Below are 19,568 nucleotides of genomic sequence, written 5' to 3' on the forward strand. Positions count from 1 at the left end.
GGCGATCGCCCTTATCGGCGCTTGTATCGCCAACCGGGAGTGAGGCTCACCATGGCTACCGACTTCAACGGCAAGATCGAACTGGACATCCGGGATTCCGAGCCCGACTGGGGACCGTATGCGGCGCCGACTGCCGATGAGAATGCCCCGAATGTGCTGTATCTGGTGTGGGACGACACGGGCATCGCCACCTGGGACTGTTTCGGTGGGCTCGTGGACATGCCTGCGATGAGCCGCATCGCCGAGCGCGGTATCAGGCTCTCTCAGTTCCACACCACCGCACTGTGTTCACCGACCAGGGCCTCACTGCTCACCGGCCGCAACGCCACCACCGTCGGAATGGCCACCATCGAGGAGTTCACCGACGGATTCCCCAACTGCAACGGGCGGATTCCCTTCGACACCGCACTGCTTTCGGAGGTGCTCATCGAGAACGGTTACAACACCTACTGCGTGGGCAAGTGGCACCTGACACCGTTGGAAGAGTCCAATCTCGCTGCCACCAAACGGCATTGGCCATGTTCGCGTGGTTTCGAACGGTTCTACGGATTCATGGGCGGCGAAACCGATCAGTGGTATCCGGATCTGGTGTACGACAACCATCCGGTCGATCCGCCGGCCACGCCCGAGCAGGGCTATCACCTGTCGAAGGACCTTGCCGACAAGACAATCGAGTTCATCCGCGACTCCAAGGTGATCGCGCCCGACAAGCCCTGGTTCACCTACCTGTGCCCCGGAGCCGGTCATGCCCCGCACCACGTGTTCAAGGAATGGGCGGACCACTACGCGGGCCGCTTCGACATGGGCTACGAGCGGTACCGCGAGATCGTGCTGGAGAACCAGAAACGCCTCGGCATCGTTCCACCTGACACCGAACTCTCGCCGGTCAATCCCTACGCAGATGTCAAGGGACCCAACGGCGAACCGTGGCCGGTGCAGGACACCGTGCGGCCGTGGGACACTCTGAACGACGACGAGAAGCGACTGTTCAGCCGGATGGCCGAGGTGTTCGCAGGCTTCCTGTCCTACACCGACGCCCAGATCGGGCGCATCCTCGACTACCTCGACGAATCCGGTCAACTCGACAACACCGTGATCGTGGTGATCTCCGACAACGGTGCCAGTGGTGAAGGCGGACCCAACGGATCGGTCAACGAGACCAAGTTCTTCAACGGTTACATCGACACCGCCGAGGAAGGGCTCAAGTTCATCGACCTGCTGGGCTCACCGGAGACCTACAACCACTATCCGATCGGCTGGGCGATGGCGTTCAACACGCCGTACAAGTTGTTCAAGCGGTACGCCTCCCATGAGGGTGGCATCGCCGACACGGCAATCATCTCGTGGCCCAACGGGATTGCCGCGCACGGCGAGGTCCGCGACAACTACGTCAGCGTCTGCGACATCACGCCAACGGTGTACGACCTGCTCGACATCACCCCACCCGCGACCGTGCGGGGAGTTGCCCAAAAGCCGCTGGACGGCGTCAGTTTCAAAGTGGCGCTGGATAATCCGACGGCGCCGACCGGTAAGGAGACGCAGTTCTACACCATGCTCGGCACCCGCGGCATCTGGCACAAGGGCTGGTTCGCCAACACCGTGCACGCCGCGACGCCGGCCGGGTGGTCCCATTTCGACGCCGACCGCTGGGAGCTCTTCCACATCGAATCCGATCGCAGCCAATGCCACGACCTGGCCGCCGAACAGCCGGACAAACTCGAAGAACTCAAGGCGCTGTGGTTCGCCGAGGCTGACAAGTACAACGGCTTGCCGCTGGCCGATCTGAACATCCTGGAGACGATGACGCGGTGGCGCCCGTACCTGGCAGGTGCCCGGTCGACCTACACGTACTACCCGAACACGGCCGAGGTCGGCCTCGGTGCTGCCGCCGAACTGCGCGGGCAGTCGTTCAAGGTGCTGGTCGAGTTGACCGTCGAGCGCCCCGATGCCCAGGGCGTGCTGTTCAAACAGGGCGGTGCGCACGGCGGGCATGTGTTGTACGTCGCCGACGGGCGTCTGCACTACGTCTACAACTTCCTCGGTGAGATCGAGCAGCAGTTGGTATCGCCGGATCCGATCCCGTTGGGACGGCATATCTTCGGTGTGCGGTACGCCCGCACCGGCACGGTCGAGAACAGTCACACACCGCTGGGCGACACGGCGTTGTTCATCGACGACGTCGCGGTGGCCGAACTGCCTGCCATGCGCACCCACCCGGGCATGTTCGCGCTCGCCGGCGGCGGCATCTGCATCGGGCGCAACACCGGTTCGGCGGTGTCGAAGAACTATCGGGGTCAGTTCGGCTTCACCGGCGGAACCATCGCCCGGGCCACCGTCGATCTGTCCGGGGAACCGTACGAGGACGTCGAAGCCACCCTGGCCCTGGCCTTCTGCAAGGACTGAGCCATCGGCGCGCCTACCCTGATCGCATGCACACCGAACTGGTCGAACTGCCCGGGGGAGCGTTCCGCATGGGTTCGACGCGCTTCTACCCGGAAGAGGCTCCGGTGCACACCGCGACGGTCGCATCGTTCGCGATCGAGAAGTACCCCGTCACCAACGCCCAGTTCGCCGAGTTCGTCGCTGCCACCGGATATGTGACCATCGCCGAGCGGCCATTGGATCCGGCACTGTATCCCGGTGTGGCGCAACAAGATCTGTTACCCGGGGCGCTGGTGTTCCGGCCCACCGCCGGTCCGGTGAACCTGCGGGACTGGCGGCAATGGTGGGACTGGGCACCCGGCGCGAGCTGGCGACACCCGTTCGGGCCGGACCGCGACGCCGGTCGGCCCGAGCACCCCGTCGTCCAGGTGGCCTATCCCGACGCCGCGGCCTATGCCGCGTGGGCCGGGCGGCGGCTGCCCACCGAAGCCGAATGGGAGTATGCGGCGCGCGGGGGAGCCGACACCGTCTACGCCTGGGGCGACGATGTCAGGCCCCGCGGTCAGCTGATGGCCAACACCTGGCAGGGCCGGTTCCCGTACCGCAACGACGGCGCCCTGGGCTGGGCCGGCACGTCCCCGGTGGGGTCCTTTCCGCCGAACGGCTTCGGGCTCTACGACATGATCGGCAACGTGTGGGAGTGGACGTCGACGCGATTCTCGGCCCACCACCAGCCCGGCGCGGCCCAGCCCGCCTGTTGCCCACCGGCGGATGCGGATCCCAGCGTCAACCAGACCCTCAAGGGCGGGTCATATCTGTGCGCGCCGGAGTACTGCCATCGCTACCGACCGGCGGCGCGTTCACCGCAATCCCAGGACAGCGCGACGACGCACATCGGTTTCCGCTGCGTCGCTTCGCGAGTGTGAACCGTCTGCGAAAAAACCGCCCGAGAGTCGCAGCAGGCTCACACTCGCGGCGCGCGCACGAGGAGCAACGACAGCCCGGGTGCCCCGCCTAGATTCACCGCGATCCGATATGTGGGCCCGTACGCCCGCGCGCGCCACGATGAGCCGGCGTCGGCCGCGTGCCGGCAGTCCGACACGGAGGAGCGCACGGTGACAGAGGGAACACCCGCAGACAACGCTGCGGCACCCGAGCGGGGACTGTTGGCCCGCATCGGATCCGACTGGTGGGCAACGATTCTCGGCCTCGCGGTGACCGCACTCGCGGTGGCCGGGGTGCTGCCGAAGATCCCGTGGTGAGACAACCATGAGCACTGTTGCCGACCGCGACGTCGCCGATGAGCCGGCGTCGGATTTCACCAGCAAGCGTCCCCTCGATTACCTGCCCGGCCTGCTGCTGCTCGTCGCGGTGGGGGTGGCCGGCAAGTACGCCGAGGTGGGCTGGCTGGCGCTGGCCAAGCATCAGCACTGGCGGGTGCCGGACATCGAGTATGTCCTGTGGGCCATCCTGATCGGCCTCGTGATCACCAATACCGTTGGGCTACATAGGATTTTCCGCCCGGGCGTACTGACCTACCAGTTCTGGCTGAAGGTCGGCATCGTGGCACTCGGATCCAGGTTCGTGCTCGGCGACGTGCTCAAGCTCGGCGCCACCAGCCTCGTGCAGATCCTTATCGACATGACGGTGGCCGGGACCATCATCATCGTCGCCGCGCGCCTGTTCGGGCTCTCCGGCAAGCTCGGCTCCCTGCTGGCTATCGGTACCTCGATCTGCGGGGTGTCGGCCATCATCGCGTCCAAGGGCGCCATCCGGGCCCGCAACTCCGACGTCAGCTACGCCATCGCGGCGATCCTCGCGCTCGGCGCCGTGGCGTTGTTCACGCTGCCACCACTGGGGCATGCGATCGGACTCACCGACCACGAGTTCGGCCTCTGGGCGGGCCTCGCGGTCGACAACACCGCCGAGACCACCGCCACCGGCTACCTGTTCTCCGATGAGGCCGGCAAGATCGCGGTGCTCGTCAAGTCGGTGCGCAACGCCCTGATCGGTTTCGTGGTGCTCGGCTTCGCGCTGTACTGGGCGTCCAAGGGGGAGGCCGACGAACTGGCTCCTGGCGTGCGGGCCAAGGCCGCGTTCGTGTGGGACAAGTTCCCCAAATTCGTCCTCGGCTTCCTCGCGGTGTCGGCGGTGGCGACGGCGGGCCTGCTGAGCAAGGGACAGCTGACCAATGTCGGGAACATCTCCAAGTGGGCGTTCCTGCTGACCTTCGCCGGGGTGGGCCTGTCCACCGACATCCGCCAGATCGCACGCACCGGCTGGCGTCCGCTCGTCGTCGCAGTGATCGGGCTGGTCGTGGTGGCCGTGGTCTCGCTCGGGCTGGTGCTGCTGACCTCACGCGTGCTGCACTGGGGTGTCGGCGGCGCGTAGATTGTGCCGGTAGCGACTGCGGGCCGGACCTGCAGCGATTTGGCGCCTTGCCCGAGCTCACCTACTATGTAGGGGTTGTCTTGGGTAGACCCTGGCTGATTGCTGTTCTTCAGATCAGTCTGGCGTATCCATAGCCAACAAAGACCGCGCACGTCCAGGTCGGAATCTGGCGTGCATAAAAACCCAGGTCAGGAGATCGAGTGATTCAGCAGGAATCGCGGTTGAAGGTCGCCGACAACACGGGTGCCAAGGAGATCTTGTGCATCCGCGTGCTCGGTGGCTCGTCGCGACGCTATGCCGGCATCGGCGACATCATCGTGGCGACCGTCAAGGACGCCATCCCCGGCGGCAACGTCAAGCGCGGTGATGTCGTGAAGGCCGTCGTCGTGCGCACCGTCAAGGAACGTCGTCGCGCCGACGGCAGCTACATCAAGTTCGACGAGAACGCCGCAGTCATCATCAAGAACGACAACGACCCCCGCGGCACCCGCATCTTCGGGCCCGTCGGTCGCGAACTGCGCGAGAAGAAGTTCATGAAGATCGTCTCGCTGGCCCCGGAGGTTTTGTAAATGAAGGTCCACAAGGGCGACACCGTTCTGGTGGTCTCCGGTAAGGACAAGGGCGCCAAGGGCAAGGTCCTGGTCGCCTACCCGGAGCGCAACAAGGTCCTCGTCGAGGGCGTCAACCGGATCAAGAAGCACACCGCGCAGTCGCAGAACGAGCGTGGGGCCTCGTCGGGCGGCATCGTCACCCAGGAGGCGCCGATCCACGTGTCCAACGTGATGGTGGTCGACTCCGACGGCAACCCGACCCGCATCGGCTACCGCGTCGATGAGGAGAGCGGCAAGAAGGTTCGCGTCTCCAAGCGCAACGGCAAGGACATCTGACTATGACCACCGCAGAGAAGACCCTTCCCCGGCTCAAGCAGCGCTACCGCGAGGAAATCCGCGAGTCGCTGCAGCAGCAGTTCCAGTACGGCAACGTCATGCAGATCCCCGGCGTGGTCAAGGTCGTCGTCAACATGGGTGTCGGTGACGCCGCCCGCGACGCCAAGCTGATCAACGGCGCGGTCAACGACCTGGCCCTGATCACCGGTCAGAAGCCCGAGATCCGCAAGGCTCGCAAGTCCATCGCCCAGTTCAAGCTCCGCGAGGGCATGCCCATCGGCGCGCGCGTCACGCTGCGCGGCGACCGCATGTGGGAGTTCCTGGACCGGCTCATCTCCATCGCGCTGCCCCGTATCCGCGACTTCCGCGGCCTGTCGGCCAAGCAGTTCGACGGCACCGGCAACTACACGTTCGGTCTGAACGAGCAGTCGATGTTCCACGAGATCGACGTGGATTCCATCGACCGGCCCCGCGGCATGGACATCACCGTCGTCACCTCGGCGACCAACGACGACGAAGGCCGTGCGCTGCTGCGGGCGCTGGGCTTCCCCTTCAAGGAGAACTGAGCACATGGCAAAGAAGGCTCTGGTCCACAAGGCCAACAAGAAGCCCAAGTTCGCGGTTCGCGCGTACACCCGCTGCAGCAAGTGCGGCCGTCCGCACGCCGTTTACCGCAAGTTCGGGCTGTGCCGCATCTGCGTGCGCGAAATGGCACACGCCGGCGAGCTGCCCGGCGTGCAGAAGTCCAGCTGGTAACAACGCACTGACGGCAGCACCCCGCGACCCGGCCATCCGGGACCCGCGGGGTGCTGTTGGTGTTCAGGGCCAGTCGGTGAGCTCCGCTCGCGGATTTGGCTCTGAGCTGCCGGTTGTCTACACTTGACCGGTTGCCTGTAGCTATTCGCCCAGGCGAGTCGGTATGTGCCGCCCACAAGTGTCACTACTGATGCACGACCCCTGACCGAACCCGGTCAGATACGGATGAACACTTCGCAGTAGGCCCACCGTGCGATGTGCCAGGCCCTTATTCCGGGAACCGGCGCGAGCACGCTGCATGGGAACCGCAGCGGGAGAGGTTGATTGACACTGTCATGACAATGACGGATCCGATCGCAGACTTTCTGACACGTCTGCGCAACGCCAACTCGGCGTACCACGACGAGGTGACCCTGCCCCACTCGAAGATCAAGGCGAACATCGCCGAGATCCTCAAGAAAGAGGGCTACATCTCCGATTACCGCACTGAGGACGCCCGCGTCGGCAAGTCCCTGGTGGTGCAGCTCAAGTACGGCCCCAGCCGTGAGCGCAGCATCGCCGGCCTGCGTCGCGTGAGCAAGCCCGGTCTGCGGGTTTACGCAAAATCCACCAATCTGCCGCGCGTTCTCGGCGGCCTGGGCGTGGCGATCATCTCCACGTCCTCGGGCCTGCTCACCGACCGCCAGGCATCTCGACAGGGCGTGGGCGGCGAAGTCCTCGCTTACGTCTGGTAGGGGGAAGCAGAAATGTCGCGTATTGGAAAGCAGCCGGTTCCGGTTCCCGCCGGAGTCGACGTGACCATCGACGGTCAGAACGTTTCGGTGAAGGGGCCCAAGGGCACCCTGGTGCTCGACGTCGCCGAGCCGATTGCCGTGTCGCGCAACGACGACGGTGCGATCGTGGTGGCCCGTCCCGACGACGAGCGGCGCAACCGCTCGCTGCACGGACTCTCCCGCACCCTGATCGCCAACCTGGTCACCGGTGTGACCGAGGGCTACACCCGCAAGATGGAGATCTTCGGCGTTGGTTACCGCGTGGTGGCCAAGGGCTCGAACCTGGAGTTCGCCCTGGGCTACAGCCACCCGGTTCTGATCGAGGCACCCGAGGGCATCACCTTCGCGGTGGAGACGCCCACGAAGTTCTCGGTGTCGGGTATCGACAAGCAGAAGGTCGGCCAGATCTCCGCGGTCATCCGTCGCCTGCGTCGCCCGGACCCGTACAAGGGCAAGGGCATTCGCTACGAGGGTGAGCAGATCCGCCGCAAGGTCGGAAAGACAGGTAAGTAACCATGGCTCCCAAAACTGTTACCGCAGAAAACGCAAAGCGTAAGCCGGTGGGCCAGAACATCTCTGAGACCCGTCGCAACTCTCGTCTGCGCCGCCACGCCCGGTTGCGCAAGAAGGTTGCCGGCACCGCCGAGACCCCGCGTCTGGTGGTCAACCGGTCGGCCCGGCACATCCACGTCCAGCTCGTCGACGATCTGGAAGGCGTCACCCTGGCGGCGGCCAGCTCGATCGAGCCCGACGTCCGCGCAGTGGACGGCGACAAGAAGGCGCACAGCGTGCGCGTCGGTCAGCTGATCGCCGAGCGTGCCAAGGCTGCCGGCATCGAGGCTGTCGTGTTCGACCGTGGTGGCTACACCTACGGCGGCCGCATCGCCGCGCTGGCCGATGCCGCGCGTGAGGGTGGGCTGAAATTCTGATGACTGTTAACGAGAGGACTGCATGATGGCCGAGCAGGCTGGCGCCGCTTCGGCGCAGGACAACCGTGGCGGTCGTGGTGACCGCGACGGCCGTGGCCGCCGCGATGACCGTGGTGGCCGTGGCCGCGGCGACGACCGTGGTGAGAAGAGCAACTACATCGAGCGCGTGGTCACGATCAACCGCGTGTCCAAGGTGGTCAAGGGTGGCCGCCGGTTCAGCTTCACCGCTCTGGTGATCGTCGGCGACGGTCACGGCATGGTCGGTGTGGGCTACGGCAAGGCCAAGGAAGTTCCGGCCGCCATCGCCAAGGGTGTCGAGGAAGCGCGCAAGGGCTTCTTCCGGGTTCCGCTGATCGGCGGCACCATCACCCACCCCGTGCAGGGCGAAGCCGCTGCCGGTGTGGTGATGCTGCGTCCGGCCAGCCCCGGTACCGGTGTGATCGCCGGTGGCGCCGCCCGCGCCGTGCTGGAATGCGCTGGGGTGCACGACATCCTGGCCAAGTCGCTGGGTAGCGACAACGCGATCAACGTGGTTCACGCCACCGTTGCCGCGCTGAAGCTGCTGCAGCGTCCGGAAGAGGTGGCGGCCCGTCGCGGTCTGCCCATCGAGGATGTTGCGCCGGCCGGCATGCTGCGGGCCCGACGCGAGAGCGAAGCGCTGGCTGCTGCAGCCGCGCGTGAGGGATCGGCATAACCATGGCAGAGCTCAAGATCACCCAGGTGCGCGGGGTCATCGGCGCACGCTGGAAGCAGCGCGAAAGCCTGCGGACGCTGGGACTGAAGAAGATCCGTCAGTCCGTGGTTCGTGAGGACAACGCCCAGACCCGCGGTCTGATCAATGTTGTGCATCACCTCGTCGAGGTGGAGGAAGTCAAATGAGCGTTATCAAGCTTCATGACCTGAAGCCGGCTGCGGGCTCGAAGACCGCCAAGACCCGCGTTGGTCGTGGTGAGGGCTCCAAGGGTAAGACCGCCGGTCGCGGTACCAAGGGCACCAAGGCCCGCAAGAACGTCCCGGTGACGTTCGAGGGTGGCCAGATGCCGATCCACATGCGGCTGCCGAAGCTCAAGGGCTTCAAGAACCGCTTCCGGACCGAGTATGAGGTCGTCAACGTCGGCGACATCAACAAGGCCTTCCCGCAGGGCGGCACCATCGGTGTCGACGAGCTGGTGGCCAAGGGTCTGGTTCGCAAGAACAGCCTGGTCAAGGTTCTCGGCGACGGCAAGCTGACCGCCAAGGTCGACGTCACCGCCAACAAGTTCAGCGGCAGCGCCCGTGAGGCCATCACCGCTGCAGGCGGTTCGGTCACCGAACTGTAGATTTCGGCGTGCAAAGGCCCTCGCTTCGGCGGGGGCCTTTTCCGTTGCCGCCCCTTTCGCGAATGTGAATCGTCTGCGAGATCCCGCGCGATTTCTCGCAGAGGATGCACGCTCGCGGTGGCTTCGTATTGAATACGGATACGAGCGGGACGGGAGGCGCGGCTGTGGATGCCGATGTGATCGTGGTGGGCGGGGGACTGGCCGGACTGGTCGCCACCCGTGAATTGACCCGGCGCGGAAAGAAAGTCGCCGTGGTCGATCAGGAGAACGCAGCCAACCTCGGCGGTCAGGCGTTCTGGTCGTTCGGCGGTATCTTCCTCGTCGGCAGCCCTGAGCAACGCCGGTTGGGAATCAAGGATTCGCTCGAGCTGGCGTGGAACGACTGGCAGGGCAGCGCCGCGTTCGACCGTGGCGACGACGAAGATGCCTGGGCGGTCAAATGGGCCCGAGCCTACGTGGAGTTCGCCGCCGGCGAGAAACGCGCGTACCTTTCCGAGCACGGCATCACCTTCGTACCGACCGTGGGTTGGGCCGAGCGGGGAGATCTGCGCGCCGATGGGCACGGCAATTCGGTGCCCAGGTTTCACGTCGCGTGGGGTACGGGCACGGGAATCGTTGAACCCTTTGTGAATTCGGCTCGGAGCGCAGCCGGTGACGGGCTCGTGACGTTTCGCCACCGGCATCGTGTCGACGAACTGGTGTTCACCGATGGTGCCGTCACCGGCGTCCGCGGCGTGGTGCTGGCCCCCGATGACGCGCCCCGCGGTGCGCCGTCGAACCGCGACGTCGTCGGGGACTTCGAACTGAGCGCGCAGGCCGTCGTCGTCGCCTCGGGCGGGATCGGCGCGAACCATGAGATGGTGCGGCGCTACTGGCCGTCGCGCATGGGCACTCCGCCGCGGTCGATGATCACCGGCGTCCCCGCCTACGTGGACGGTCGCATGCTCGACATCGCTGCCGACGCCGGTGTGCGCCTGGTGAACCGGGACCGCATGTGGCACTACACCGAAGGCATCCAGAACTGGAACCCGATCTGGCCCGACCACGCGATCCGGATCCTGCCCGGCCCGTCGTCGATGTGGTTCGACGCCATCGGCCGACGCCTGCCCGCGCCCTACCTGCCTGGCTACGACACCCTGGGTACCTTGCGCCATCTGCGCACCGATCCCGACATCGCGGGCCATGACCATTCCTGGTTCATCCTGACCCAGAAGATCATCGAGAAGGAGTTCGCACTGTCGGGCTCGGAGCAGAATCCCGACATCACCGGCAAGAACAGGTCTGCGATGCTGCGCGAGCGGGTGCTGAGTCGCTCGGCGCCGGGGCCGGTCGAGGCGTTCAAACGCCACGGTGCCGACTTCGTCGTCGCCGACGATCTCGAATCCCTCGTGGCCAAGATGAACACGCTCACCGACGAGCCGCTGCTGGACGCGCAAGCCATCCGGGCTCAAATCGAGTCTCGTGACCTGCAATTCGCCAACCCGTTCGCCAAAGATGCTCAGGTGCAAGGCATCCGCAATGCGCGGCGCTACCTCGGTGACCGGCTGGCTCGCGTCGCCGCGCCACACCGCATCCTCGATCCGTCCGCGGGCCCGCTGATCGGCGTCAAACTGCACATCCTGACCCGAAAGACGTTGGGCGGCATCCAGACCGATCTGTCGTCGCGCGCATTCGGGACTGGCGGTCAAATCATCTCCGGGCTCTATGCCGCGGGTGAGGCCGCCGGGTTCGGTGGCGGCGGCGTGCATGGTTACAACGCACTCGAGGGCACGTTCCTGGGCGGGTGCATCTTCTCGGGACGTGCCGCCGGGCGGGCGGCGGCCGAAGCGCTCTAGGTGAGTTGCGGTATGACCTCGGCGGCCAGCCGTTCCATCTGCTCACGGTCCTCGGCGATGTTCGCGCCTGCGGGGTTGAGCACGACCATCTGGGCGCCGGCGTCGGCCACCTCCTGCAGCCCGCGCACCACGTCTGCCGGCGTGCCCGACACCGGGACCGCCTCGATGCCGGGCATCTGGCCGTAGATGCGGTGCAGCCCTTCGACGACTCGCTCGCGGGCGCGGGCGGGGTCGTCGTCGATCATCAGGTACACCCGCTTGCCGATGGTGTAGCCGGCCGGATCCTTGCCCTGCTCGTCGAGTTCGCGGCGCACCGTCTGGACCGACTCGGCGAATGTGGCGGTGGTCGACGACCCGGCTCCGAGGAACGAGTCCCCGTACCGGACCGCCCGGGCCAGCGCATTGGGCGCGGTGCCACCGAACCAGATCGGCGGGTGCGGGCGCTGCACGGGCTTCGGCTGGATCGGCAGGTCCTCGACGTCGCGGAACTGGCCGTGAAACGTGATGCGCGGTTTGTCGGACCAGGCCGCCTTCATCAACTCCAAGCCCTCGTTGAAGTAGCTGACGAACTTGGCGCGGTCCACCCCGAACGCGGCGAACGGCCGGAAGTTGCCGCCGTGCCCGACCCCGACGTCGAGGCGCCCGTGGCTGAGCTGGTCGACGGCCGTGATGGCCGACGCGAGCTGCAGCGGATCGTGCAGGGAGGTGATGAGCACGGCCACTCCGAGCCGAAGCCGGGTGGTGCAGGCCGCCGCATACGACAACAGCTCCAGCGGCGCGACGCCCGGCGCCTCGCCGATCGTCTGCTCCATGGTCCAACCGCCCTCGAACCCCAACTCCTCGGCGCGAGCCAGATAGGCCTTCAGACCCTCATCGTCGAACCGACCCGTCACCAGCTGCGGTATCGAAATCGAGAACTTCACCCTCACCACGGTACGGTGCGGCGCCGCGTCAAGCGCGGTCTCCGGGCTCCTCCAAGAAGCTGCAGATAGCCGGGGCCAGCTCGTCGGCATTGGCGACCAGGTCGATGTGACCGCCAGGATGGCTCAGCATCTGCGCGTGCGGCATCAGGCGACTCATGATGTGGGCGTTGGCAATCGGGATGATGGGATCGTCGGTGCCCGCCACCAGCAGCGTGGGTTGGCGGATCGCGGGCAGGGCGAACAGGCTCGTCCAGACGGCCCCGGCGAGCAACTGGTGCAGATAGCCCATCTTCGACCCGGCATGCAGCTGGGTTCCGAAGATCTTGGCGATGTCGAAGCCGTGATCACGGGCCGCGCCGCCATAAAGCTCACCGGCAATGGCCGACACATATTCCGGATCCCGAAAACGCCGCGGCGTCAACATCTTCGCCAGCACCCGCGGATGAGCCGGCACCATCAACGCGCCGGTGCCCGTCGCCACCAGAACCAGACGCCTGCAGCGGCGGGGATTCTGGAATGCGAACTGCTGGGCCAGCGCCCCACCCCAGGACAGGCCCAGGACGTCGACGACGTCGAGGCCGAGCTTGGTCAACACCCGTCCCAGCACCCAGGCCAGGTAGGGAAAGCCGTACGGCAGGGCCGAGACCGGGGAACCACCCGTGCCCGGGACGTCGAACCGAACCACCGTCAGATCGGGATCAAGTGCCGCGACGAAGGGGTCGAGCACCTCCAGGCTCGCCCCGATCCCGTTGCACAGCACCAGTGGGACACCGGTGCCGGGGCGGACATCCACCCGGATGCGTTGCCCGCCTGCGGCGACGTAGGTCTCGGTCATGGCCTCAGCTCTCATGGACGTAGGTTCCGGGCGCCGGGGCCAGTGGCTCGTAACCGGGACCGCCGAGGGCTTGGGGCGCATCGACTTCCGGCCCGCTGCGCTCGCCCAGCCACGCCATGTAGTGCGGCCACCACGAATCCTTCTTGGGTTCATTTTCGGTGAGCCATTCCTCGGCGGTGGAGTCGTCGACCGCGCCCGCCCGGAACGACGCCTTCGGGTTGCCCGGAGGATTGACGAGCGCGGCGATGTGGCCGCTCGTGGACAGCACGTAGGTGTTGTCCTTGCTGCCCAGCAGCTGAGCACTGCGGTAGGTGGCCTGCCACGGGCAGATATGGTCGGCAACACCGCCGATCACGTAGGCGTCGTTGGTCACCTTGCCGAGGTCGACCGGGGTGCCGAGCATGCTCACCGCACCCGGCGTGGTCAGTGAATTGTGCAGGCCCATCAACACCATCTCGCGGTGCAGGGCGGCAGTCATCCGGGTGGTGTCGGCGTTCCAGAACAGTACATCGAAGGGCGCCGGTTCGCGGCCCTGCACATAGTTGTTCACCCAGTACCGCCACACCAGGTCGGTCGGGCGCAGCCAGGCAAACATCTCGGCCATGGCCCGCCCGTCCAGGTAACCGGCACGGGCCGACGACCGGATCGCGGCGTGCGCGGAGCGCTCGCTCATCGCCGCGGAGGCGAAACCGGCCCGGTTCTGGTCGAGCACCGTGACGGCCAGCGTGAGCCCGGCGATCTTGTCGGCCTCGCCGATCTCGGCGAGATGGGCGGCCACCATCGCCGCCAGAATGCCGCCCGAGCAGGTTGCCAGCAGGTGCGCACTGTCGGTGCCCGCGATCTCCCGGACCGCGTCGAGCGCCTCGATGATCGCGCCGCCGTAGGCGTCGAATCCCCAATCCCGGTGCCGGGCTTGCGGATTGCGCCACGAAATGGCGAACACCTGCTGCCCCTGAGCCACGAAGTATTCGATCATGCTGCGGCCAGGCGCGATGTCCATGATGTAGAACTTGTTGATCACCGGCGGCACCATCAGCAGCGGGATCTGCCGCACGGTGGGGGTCTGGGGCGCGTAGTGGATCAACTCGAACATCCGGGTCTTGAGCACCACCGCGCCCTTGGTGATCGCGACGGTCTCACCGACGGTGTACGCGTCGGGTTCGACCATCGCGGGCACTCTCGGCTTGGCAGCCATGTCACGGGCGAAGGCTTTCACGCCGCGCACCGCCGACAGGCCGCCGGTGTCGATGAGCGCCTTCCAACCCAGCGGGCTCAGGATCGGGCTGTTGCTGGGTGAGAGGCCTTCGAGGATGTTGTCCAGCACGAAACGCATCTTGTCGCGATCTCGCCAGTCCAGGTCGGCGGCGGCGAACAGCGCCTCGGCGGTGTCGGCCGCGGCCAGGTAGGCCTGCATCGTGCGGCGCATCAACGGATTACCCTGCCAGGCCGGATCGGTGAACCGCTTGTCGGAGCGGGCCGGAGCGCGCTCGGAATTGCCGGTGGCGATCGCAGCGAGTTCACGGCCGAGGCCGCCGATCTGGTCGGCGACGGTGCGGGGCTGACGGGCCAGGCTGCCCCCGAACCTGGCCCAGGACTGGTTGGGCATCATCCGGCCGGCAAAGCTGCGGGTCGAATTGACCAGTAGCAGGTCCAGCGGTGCGGCGAGTTCATCGAAACGGTTGTCGGTCATGGCGATCAGTTGCTTTCGGTGGAGGGGATGGCGATCTCGCGGCGCAGGATCTTGCCGGTCGGTCCTTTGGGCAGGGCGTCGACCAGCCAGACGCGGCGCGGGTACTTGTAGGCGGCGACGCGTTGTTTGACGAAGTCGCGCAGCTCCTCGGGTGCGGTCTCGGCGCCGTCCTTGAGCGCGACCGCCGCTCCGACCTCCTCGCCGAGTGAATCGTGCGGGATGCCGACGACGCAGGCCTCCGCAACGGCCGGATGCTCGTAGAGCACCTCCTCGATCTCCCGCGGATAGATGTTCAGGCCGCCGCGGATGATCATCTGCTTCTTGCGGTCGACTATGTAGAAGTAGCCGTCGTCGTCGACCTTGCCGATGTCGCCTGTGCCGAACCAGCCGTCCGGCGAGATCGCCGCGGCGGTGGCCTCGGGCAGGTTCCAGTAGCCCTTCATGACGTTGTGGCCGCGGATCTGAATCTCGCCGGGCTCACCGGTGGCAACCTCGGTGCCGTTGTCGTCGACGACGCGCATCTCGACACCTTCGATGGGCGTGCCGATCGAACCGGCCTTGCGCTCGCGGTCGGGATGGTTGAAGCAGGCCACCGGTGAGGTCTCCGAGAGCCCGTAGCCCTCCAGGATCGTGGTGTCGAACGTCGTCTCGAACTCCGTGAGCACCGGCACCGGCAGGGCCGCGCCGCCGGACGCGCAGATCCGCAAAGTCGTTGCAGCACTGGGAAATTCGGGTGCCACGGCGAGCAGTGCCGAGTACATGGTCGGCACGCCCTGGAACACCGTCACCCGGTCACGCTGGATCGCCCGCAGCACGGTGCGCGGGTCGAAGCGGGGGATCAGCACCAGCGTCGCACCGCCGGCCACTGCGGCGTTGAGGCCACACGTCAGGCCGAACACATGGAACAGCGGCAGGCAGCCCATGATCACGTCGTCCGGGCCGACCCCGATCAGGGTGCGCAACGTGACCTCGGCGTTGCGGCGCAGGCCACCGTGGGTCAGCTCGGCGCCCTTGGGTTTGCCGGTGGTACCTGAGGTGTGCAGCACCACCGCGGTGTCCGTGTCGGCCCGCTCGACCGGTTCGCGCTGTTCGGGGAGGTCGCCTATCAGGGCGGGCAGCGTCGCGTCGTCGACCAGCCAGACCTGTGCGCTCGCCGCCGCGGCGCCGTCGGTGGCGGCCTCGGCGAACGTCGGTGCGCCGAACAGGGCCTTCGCCCCGGTGTTGGCCAGGTAGAACTCGACCTCCCGCGCCTTCAGCAGCGGGTTCATCGGGACGGCGACGGCACCCCGGCGCATGATGCCGTAGTACGCCACGGCGAATGCCGCACTGTTCGGCAGCATGATGCCGACCCGGTCGCCGGGGGCGATGCCGGCGCGGTCGAGGAACGTGGCGACGCGGGCCGCCGCGGTGTTGAAGTCGGCGAAGCTCAGGGTCGTATCGTCACAGCGAAGTGCCGTTCGATCGGGGTACTTCTGCGCTGCTGCAACGAGATTGGTGCTGAGGTTGGTCACGGTCTCCTCCGGGTGCCGACGTTGTCGTTCGATACCTCAACTGTGCGGCCAGAGCTGCGGGAAGAACATGGTGGCGGGAACAACGTCGCAGGCAGTCTGCTGTGAGCGCTCACACCCGGGGGCCCGCGGGCCTATCGTGTCACTCATGCCAGCGGCGCCCGATCCGAGCATTGTGCGGCTCGCCGAGGCCGTGCTGGCTCGTGCCGATGCCCTGGCCGCGGAGATGGCCGAGGTCATCCGTCGCGACGTCGCGTTCTACGCGTCCAACCGCAGCCTGGTCGACGACGCCGAGCTGCAACGCAGCTGCCGGGCCCAGATGGTCTACGTGTTCGACGCCCTGACCGCCGACAACGGTCCCGAACTGGCCGACGTGTCGGCCGCCGAGGACACCGGCGTGCGGCGTGCGCTGGCCGGCGTGCCGCTGGCGACGGTGATGTCGGCCTACCGCGTCGGCTTCCGGTTCATGTGGGAGACGAGCCTGGCCCAGGCGCGCGATCTCGACATCAGCCCCGAGGCCATCCTGGCCACCACGTCGCAGATCATGCTCGCCCAGGACTCCTTCACCCAGGCGATGACGGGCGCCTACCGCCAGCAGCTGACCCAGCAGATGCTCGGCAAGGAAGAGGAACGCTCGGCTCTGGTCGAGGCGATCCTGCAGGGCCGCATCACCGACACCCAGAACCTGTGGGACGCCGCCGACATTCTGCGGCTGCCCACCTCGGGGCCGTATGTCGTTGTGGCAGCACAGGTTCCGGGGATCGGACGCACGGGTCTGCCGGAGATCGCGAACAAGCTCGATACCCGCGATATCCGATCGGCGTGGCGGCTGCTGCCCGATCTGCAGGTCGGCATCGTGCATCTGCGCCGCCCGGCCACCCAGGGCGAGCTGTTGGAGATTCTGCGGTCAGCGGCGTCGGACCGGGTGGGGGTGAGCCCGCCGTTCGACGATCTGACAGTCACCGGCGAGGCCCTGCGGTTCGCCCGGCTGGCGATCGCCGGGAGGCCCACCGACGATCAGCTCGTGCAGGTGTTCGACGGTTCACCGTTGGCGGTGGCAGCGGTCGCCGCACCCGAGGTCATGCAACGCATCGGGCATGACGTCCTCGGAGGTTTCGACGATCTGCCCGCCGAGGAACGGCAGATCTTGGTCGACACCTTTCAGGCCTGGCTCGATGCCGGCGGCTCCGCCAACGAGACGGCCGCCAAGATCTACGTGCATCCCAACACCGTGCGCCATCGTCTGCACCGCATCGAGGAGCGCACCGGCCGATCGCTGTCGCGCCCGCGTGACATCGCCGAGTTGTGTCTGGCCTTCGAGGTGCACCGCAGGCTGCCGTGAGCACGTCACCTCTCCTGCGAGAAGACAAGGAGGTACCCCGACACGCCGATATTGCGGGACATTCGCGTCTGTTCGCGCAGACCGTCGAGCCTGCTCCGGGCGTCGGTAGGCTCGGAGCATGTTCGACTTTCTCCCGAGCCTGCCCGGTCCCGACGATGTGCGGGCGCTGGTCCGCAAGGTCGACACCGTCCGGCACAACGGCGTGCCCAGTGCCTGTGTTCTCGAACTCGATCTGACGTCCGTGCCTCCGGAGACCGCGGGGTTCGATCCGTTGGCGATGATCTCCGTCGGAGGACGGCCCCTGGTCCTGCACCAGGCCGTCGCAGCGATACACCGGGCCGCCGACGATGACCGGGTGGCCGGCCTGATCGCGCGGGTACAGATCCCCGCCGCGGCCGCCGGACCGGTGCAGGAACTGCGCGACGCGATCGCCGAGTTCGGCGCCGTCAAACCGACGTTGGCCTGGTCGGAGACCTATCCGGGCACCTTGTCGTACTATCTCGCCTCGGCGTTCCGCGACGTGTGGATGCAACCGTCGGGCACGGTCGGACTGGTCGGTTTCGCCACCAACGCGATGTTCCTGCGCGATGCCCTGGACAAGGTCGGGATCGAAGCGCAGTTCGTGACTCGTGGCGAATACAAGTCTGCGACAAACATCTTCACGCAGGATCGCTACACCGACGCGCACCGGGAAGCCGACAGCCGGCTGATCGAGAGCCTCCAGAGCCAGGTGTGGCAGGCCATCGCGGAATCCCGGCACGTCTCGGTCGACTCCATCAATGCGTTGGCAGACAAGGCGCCGCTGTTGCGTGACGATGCCGTGGCGGGCGGGCTGATCGACCGGATCGGCTTCCGTGACGAGGCGTACGCGCGCATCAGTGAACTCTGCGGTGCCGCAGCGGAATCCGACGGGGACGACAGTGCCCCGCGGCTGTATCTGTCGCGTTACGCGCGGGCCTCGGCGCACAAGCCCACCCCCGCGATTCCTGGGCTCAAGTCGAAGCCGACCGTCGCCGTGGTGACGGTGCACGGGCCGATCGTCAGTGGCAAGGGTGGTCGGCAGGTGCTGCCGTTCGGTAACTCCGGCGCCGGGGGCGACACCATCGCCGCGGCGCTGCGCGAGGCCGCAGCCCAAGACGACGTGGTGGCCATCGTGCTGCGGGTGGACAGCCCCGGGGGTTCGGTGACCGCCTCCGAGACCATCTGGCGTGAGGTGGTGCGGGCCCGGGAGGCCGGCAAGCTCGTCGTCGCGTCGATGGGTGCCGTGGCCGCATCCGGCGGCTACTACGCGGCCATGGCCGCCGACGCGATCGTGGCCAACCCGGGCACCATCACCGGCTCGATCGGGGTGTTGACCGGCAAGCTGGTGTCACGGGAGCTCAAGGACAAGCTCGGAGTCGGTTCCGATGCGGTGCGGACCAATGCCAATGCCGACGCCTGGTCGACCAATGCGCCGTTCACCGATGAGCAGCACGCCCAGGTCGAGGCCGAAGCGGACCTTTTCTACCAGGACTTCGTGCAGCGCGTCGCGGACGGCCGGGGCTTGGCGGTGGATGCGGTTCAGGACGTGGCCCGCGGCCGGGTGTGGACCGGGGCCGACGCTCACGAACGCGGGCTCGTCGACGAGCTCGGCGGGCTGCGCACCGCGATCCAGCGCGCCAAACTGTTGGCCGGACTCGACGAGGACGCCAAGGTCAAGATCGCGCACCTGCCCGGGTCGTCGCTGCGGGATCTGTTGGCGCCCAAGCCATCCTCGCAACCGGCAGCGGCGTCACTGCCCGAGGCTCTGGGCTCGCTGGCCGTCGCGTCGGTGACCGGTGTGCTGGACCAGGCGCAGCGCTCGTTGACCGGCGCGCATGCGATGTGGCTGGGGGAGTACCGCTTCTAGAGTCGCGGACAGACGGAAAATCGCACTATTTCAGCCGGAGTAGTGCGATTTTGCGTCTGTTCAGCGGATTTCGCGCCCCGTTCTGACGCCGATGACAATTGCGGCACACC

At 66.7% G+C, this 19,568-nt stretch carries 21 protein-coding genes; 17 read left to right on the forward strand and 4 right to left on the reverse strand.

All coding sequences use genetic code 11. The features are described 5' to 3' along the window. Positions 1-51: 51 nt before the first annotated feature. The 15 genes from BST13_RS23275 to BST13_RS23350 all read left to right on the forward strand — a co-directional run bounded on the left by BST13_RS23275 (position 52) and on the right by BST13_RS23350 (position 11,272). The gene (locus BST13_RS23275) at positions 52-2,403 is read left to right on the forward strand and encodes an arylsulfatase (RefSeq protein WP_083166382.1); all 2,352 of its coding nucleotides are present in this window, start codon (positions 52-54) and stop codon (positions 2,401-2,403) included. Between the two features lie 26 nt (positions 2,404-2,429). Next, positions 2,430-3,308: a formylglycine-generating enzyme family protein gene (locus tag BST13_RS23280; protein ID WP_083166383.1), complete on the forward strand. Its 879-nt coding sequence runs from the start codon at positions 2,430-2,432 to the stop codon at positions 3,306-3,308. 189 nt (positions 3,309-3,497) lie between these two features. After that, positions 3,498-3,644, forward strand: a complete 147-nt coding sequence (locus BST13_RS39320) for a hypothetical protein (RefSeq protein WP_095533680.1) — start codon at positions 3,498-3,500, stop codon at positions 3,642-3,644. Between the two features lie 7 nt (positions 3,645-3,651). Beyond that, the gene (locus BST13_RS23290) at positions 3,652-4,773 is read left to right on the forward strand and encodes a YeiH family protein (RefSeq protein WP_083166385.1); all 1,122 of its coding nucleotides are present in this window, start codon (positions 3,652-3,654) and stop codon (positions 4,771-4,773) included. Positions 4,774-4,973: 200 nt separating this feature from the next. Continuing rightward, entirely contained in the window at positions 4,974-5,342 is a 369-nt protein-coding gene (gene rplN, locus BST13_RS23295) for a 50S ribosomal protein L14 (protein WP_018601827.1), read from the forward strand. After that, positions 5,343-5,660: a 50S ribosomal protein L24 gene (gene rplX, locus BST13_RS23300; RefSeq protein WP_029369081.1), complete on the forward strand. Its 318-nt coding sequence runs from the start codon at positions 5,343-5,345 to the stop codon at positions 5,658-5,660. It abuts the gene before it with no gap. A 2-nt stretch (positions 5,661-5,662) separates the two neighbouring features. Beyond that, a complete protein-coding gene (gene rplE / locus BST13_RS23305) occupies positions 5,663-6,226 on the forward strand; it encodes a 50S ribosomal protein L5 (protein ID WP_083166386.1) in 564 nt (187 codons plus the stop codon). 4 nt (positions 6,227-6,230) lie between these two features. Continuing rightward, positions 6,231-6,416 (forward strand): type Z 30S ribosomal protein S14, encoded by a 186-nt coding sequence (locus BST13_RS23310; protein ID WP_062827996.1) that lies wholly within the window; start codon positions 6,231-6,233, stop codon positions 6,414-6,416. 335 nt (positions 6,417-6,751) lie between these two features. After that, a complete protein-coding gene (gene rpsH, locus BST13_RS23320) occupies positions 6,752-7,150 on the forward strand; it encodes a 30S ribosomal protein S8 (RefSeq protein ID WP_029369016.1) in 399 nt (132 codons plus the stop codon). Between the two features lie 12 nt (positions 7,151-7,162). Next, a complete protein-coding gene (gene rplF / locus BST13_RS23325) occupies positions 7,163-7,702 on the forward strand; it encodes a 50S ribosomal protein L6 (RefSeq protein ID WP_064946109.1) in 540 nt (179 codons plus the stop codon). A 2-nt stretch (positions 7,703-7,704) separates the two neighbouring features. Further along, positions 7,705-8,118 (forward strand): 50S ribosomal protein L18, encoded by a 414-nt coding sequence (rplR, locus tag BST13_RS23330; protein ID WP_083166387.1) that lies wholly within the window; start codon positions 7,705-7,707, stop codon positions 8,116-8,118. A 25-nt stretch (positions 8,119-8,143) separates the two neighbouring features. Continuing rightward, entirely contained in the window at positions 8,144-8,812 is a 669-nt protein-coding gene (rpsE, locus tag BST13_RS23335; RefSeq protein WP_018601820.1) for a 30S ribosomal protein S5, read from the forward strand. Between the two features lie 2 nt (positions 8,813-8,814). Then, positions 8,815-8,997, forward strand: a complete 183-nt coding sequence (gene rpmD, locus BST13_RS23340) for a 50S ribosomal protein L30 (protein WP_029369011.1) — start codon at positions 8,815-8,817, stop codon at positions 8,995-8,997. Beyond that, the gene (rplO, locus tag BST13_RS23345; protein WP_083166388.1) at positions 8,994-9,437 is read left to right on the forward strand and encodes a 50S ribosomal protein L15; all 444 of its coding nucleotides are present in this window, start codon (positions 8,994-8,996) and stop codon (positions 9,435-9,437) included. Before rpmD ends, rplO begins: the two co-directional genes overlap by 4 nt. A gap of 164 nt (positions 9,438-9,601) precedes the next feature. Next, positions 9,602-11,272, forward strand: a complete 1,671-nt coding sequence (locus BST13_RS23350; protein WP_083166389.1) for an FAD-binding dehydrogenase — start codon at positions 9,602-9,604, stop codon at positions 11,270-11,272. On the opposite strand, the gene BST13_RS23355 is transcribed toward BST13_RS23350, so the two are convergent. From BST13_RS23355 to BST13_RS23370, 4 genes are read right to left on the reverse strand one after another with little or no spacing between them, the layout of a single operon-like run. Beyond that, positions 11,269-12,195: an LLM class flavin-dependent oxidoreductase gene (locus BST13_RS23355; protein ID WP_083166390.1), complete on the reverse strand. Its 927-nt coding sequence runs from the start codon at positions 12,193-12,195 to the stop codon at positions 11,269-11,271. The two genes, BST13_RS23350 and BST13_RS23355, sit on opposite strands and share 4 nt — an antisense overlap. A gap of 28 nt (positions 12,196-12,223) precedes the next feature. After that, positions 12,224-13,045 (reverse strand): poly(3-hydroxyalkanoate) depolymerase, encoded by an 822-nt coding sequence (gene phaZ / locus BST13_RS23360; protein ID WP_083166391.1) that lies wholly within the window; start codon positions 13,043-13,045, stop codon positions 12,224-12,226. Beyond that, positions 13,035-14,720, reverse strand: coding sequence for a PHA/PHB synthase family protein (locus BST13_RS23365; protein WP_083166392.1), 1,686 nt, complete (start codon positions 14,718-14,720; stop codon positions 13,035-13,037). Before BST13_RS23365 ends, phaZ begins: the two co-directional genes overlap by 11 nt. 5 nt (positions 14,721-14,725) lie before the next feature. Further along, entirely contained in the window at positions 14,726-16,231 is a 1,506-nt protein-coding gene (locus BST13_RS23370; RefSeq protein ID WP_083166393.1) for a long-chain-fatty-acid--CoA ligase, read from the reverse strand. Positions 16,232-16,376: 145 nt separating this feature from the next. Here BST13_RS23370 and BST13_RS23375 point away from each other — a divergent pair, with 145 nt between their 5' ends. After that, positions 16,377-17,570, forward strand: a complete 1,194-nt coding sequence (locus tag BST13_RS23375) for a PucR family transcriptional regulator (RefSeq protein ID WP_083166394.1) — start codon at positions 16,377-16,379, stop codon at positions 17,568-17,570. A gap of 118 nt (positions 17,571-17,688) precedes the next feature. Further along, on the forward strand, positions 17,689-19,458 hold the full coding sequence (gene sppA, locus BST13_RS23380) for a signal peptide peptidase SppA (RefSeq protein ID WP_083166395.1): 1,770 nt from the start codon (positions 17,689-17,691) through the stop codon (positions 19,456-19,458). Positions 19,459-19,568: the final 110 nt, after the last annotated feature.

It is taken from the genome of Mycobacterium aquaticum (assembly GCF_002086485.1).
GTDB lineage: Bacteria > Actinomycetota > Actinomycetes > Mycobacteriales > Mycobacteriaceae > Mycobacterium > Mycobacterium aquaticum.

Excerpts from the sequence above, each read along its gene's own strand:
- BST13_RS23275 (WP_083166382.1), top strand. The coding sequence starts at position 52 with ATGGCTACCGACTTCAACGGCAAGATCGAACTGGACATCCGGGATTCC.
- BST13_RS23280 (WP_083166383.1), top strand. The coding sequence starts at position 2,430 with ATGCACACCGAACTGGTCGAACTGCCCGGGGGAGCGTTCCGCATGGGT.
- BST13_RS23290 (WP_083166385.1), top strand. The coding sequence starts at position 3,652 with ATGAGCACTGTTGCCGACCGCGACGTCGCCGATGAGCCGGCGTCGGAT.
- rplX (WP_029369081.1), top strand. The coding sequence starts at position 5,343 with ATGAAGGTCCACAAGGGCGACACCGTTCTGGTGGTCTCCGGTAAGGAC.
- rplE (WP_083166386.1), top strand. The coding sequence starts at position 5,663 with ATGACCACCGCAGAGAAGACCCTTCCCCGGCTCAAGCAGCGCTACCGC.
- BST13_RS23310 (WP_062827996.1), top strand. The coding sequence starts at position 6,231 with ATGGCAAAGAAGGCTCTGGTCCACAAGGCCAACAAGAAGCCCAAGTTC.
- rpsH (WP_029369016.1), top strand. The coding sequence starts at position 6,752 with ATGACAATGACGGATCCGATCGCAGACTTTCTGACACGTCTGCGCAAC.
- rplF (WP_064946109.1), top strand. The coding sequence starts at position 7,163 with ATGTCGCGTATTGGAAAGCAGCCGGTTCCGGTTCCCGCCGGAGTCGAC.
- rplR (WP_083166387.1), top strand. The coding sequence starts at position 7,705 with ATGGCTCCCAAAACTGTTACCGCAGAAAACGCAAAGCGTAAGCCGGTG.
- rpsE (WP_018601820.1), top strand. The coding sequence starts at position 8,144 with ATGGCCGAGCAGGCTGGCGCCGCTTCGGCGCAGGACAACCGTGGCGGT.
- rpmD (WP_029369011.1), top strand. The coding sequence starts at position 8,815 with ATGGCAGAGCTCAAGATCACCCAGGTGCGCGGGGTCATCGGCGCACGC.
- rplO (WP_083166388.1), top strand. The coding sequence starts at position 8,994 with ATGAGCGTTATCAAGCTTCATGACCTGAAGCCGGCTGCGGGCTCGAAG.
- phaZ (WP_083166391.1), bottom strand. The coding sequence starts at position 13,045 with ATGAGAGCTGAGGCCATGACCGAGACCTACGTCGCCGCAGGCGGGCAA.
- BST13_RS23365 (WP_083166392.1), bottom strand. The coding sequence starts at position 14,720 with ATGACCGACAACCGTTTCGATGAACTCGCCGCACCGCTGGACCTGCTA.
- BST13_RS23375 (WP_083166394.1), top strand. The coding sequence starts at position 16,377 with ATGCCAGCGGCGCCCGATCCGAGCATTGTGCGGCTCGCCGAGGCCGTG.
- sppA (WP_083166395.1), top strand. The coding sequence starts at position 17,689 with ATGTTCGACTTTCTCCCGAGCCTGCCCGGTCCCGACGATGTGCGGGCG.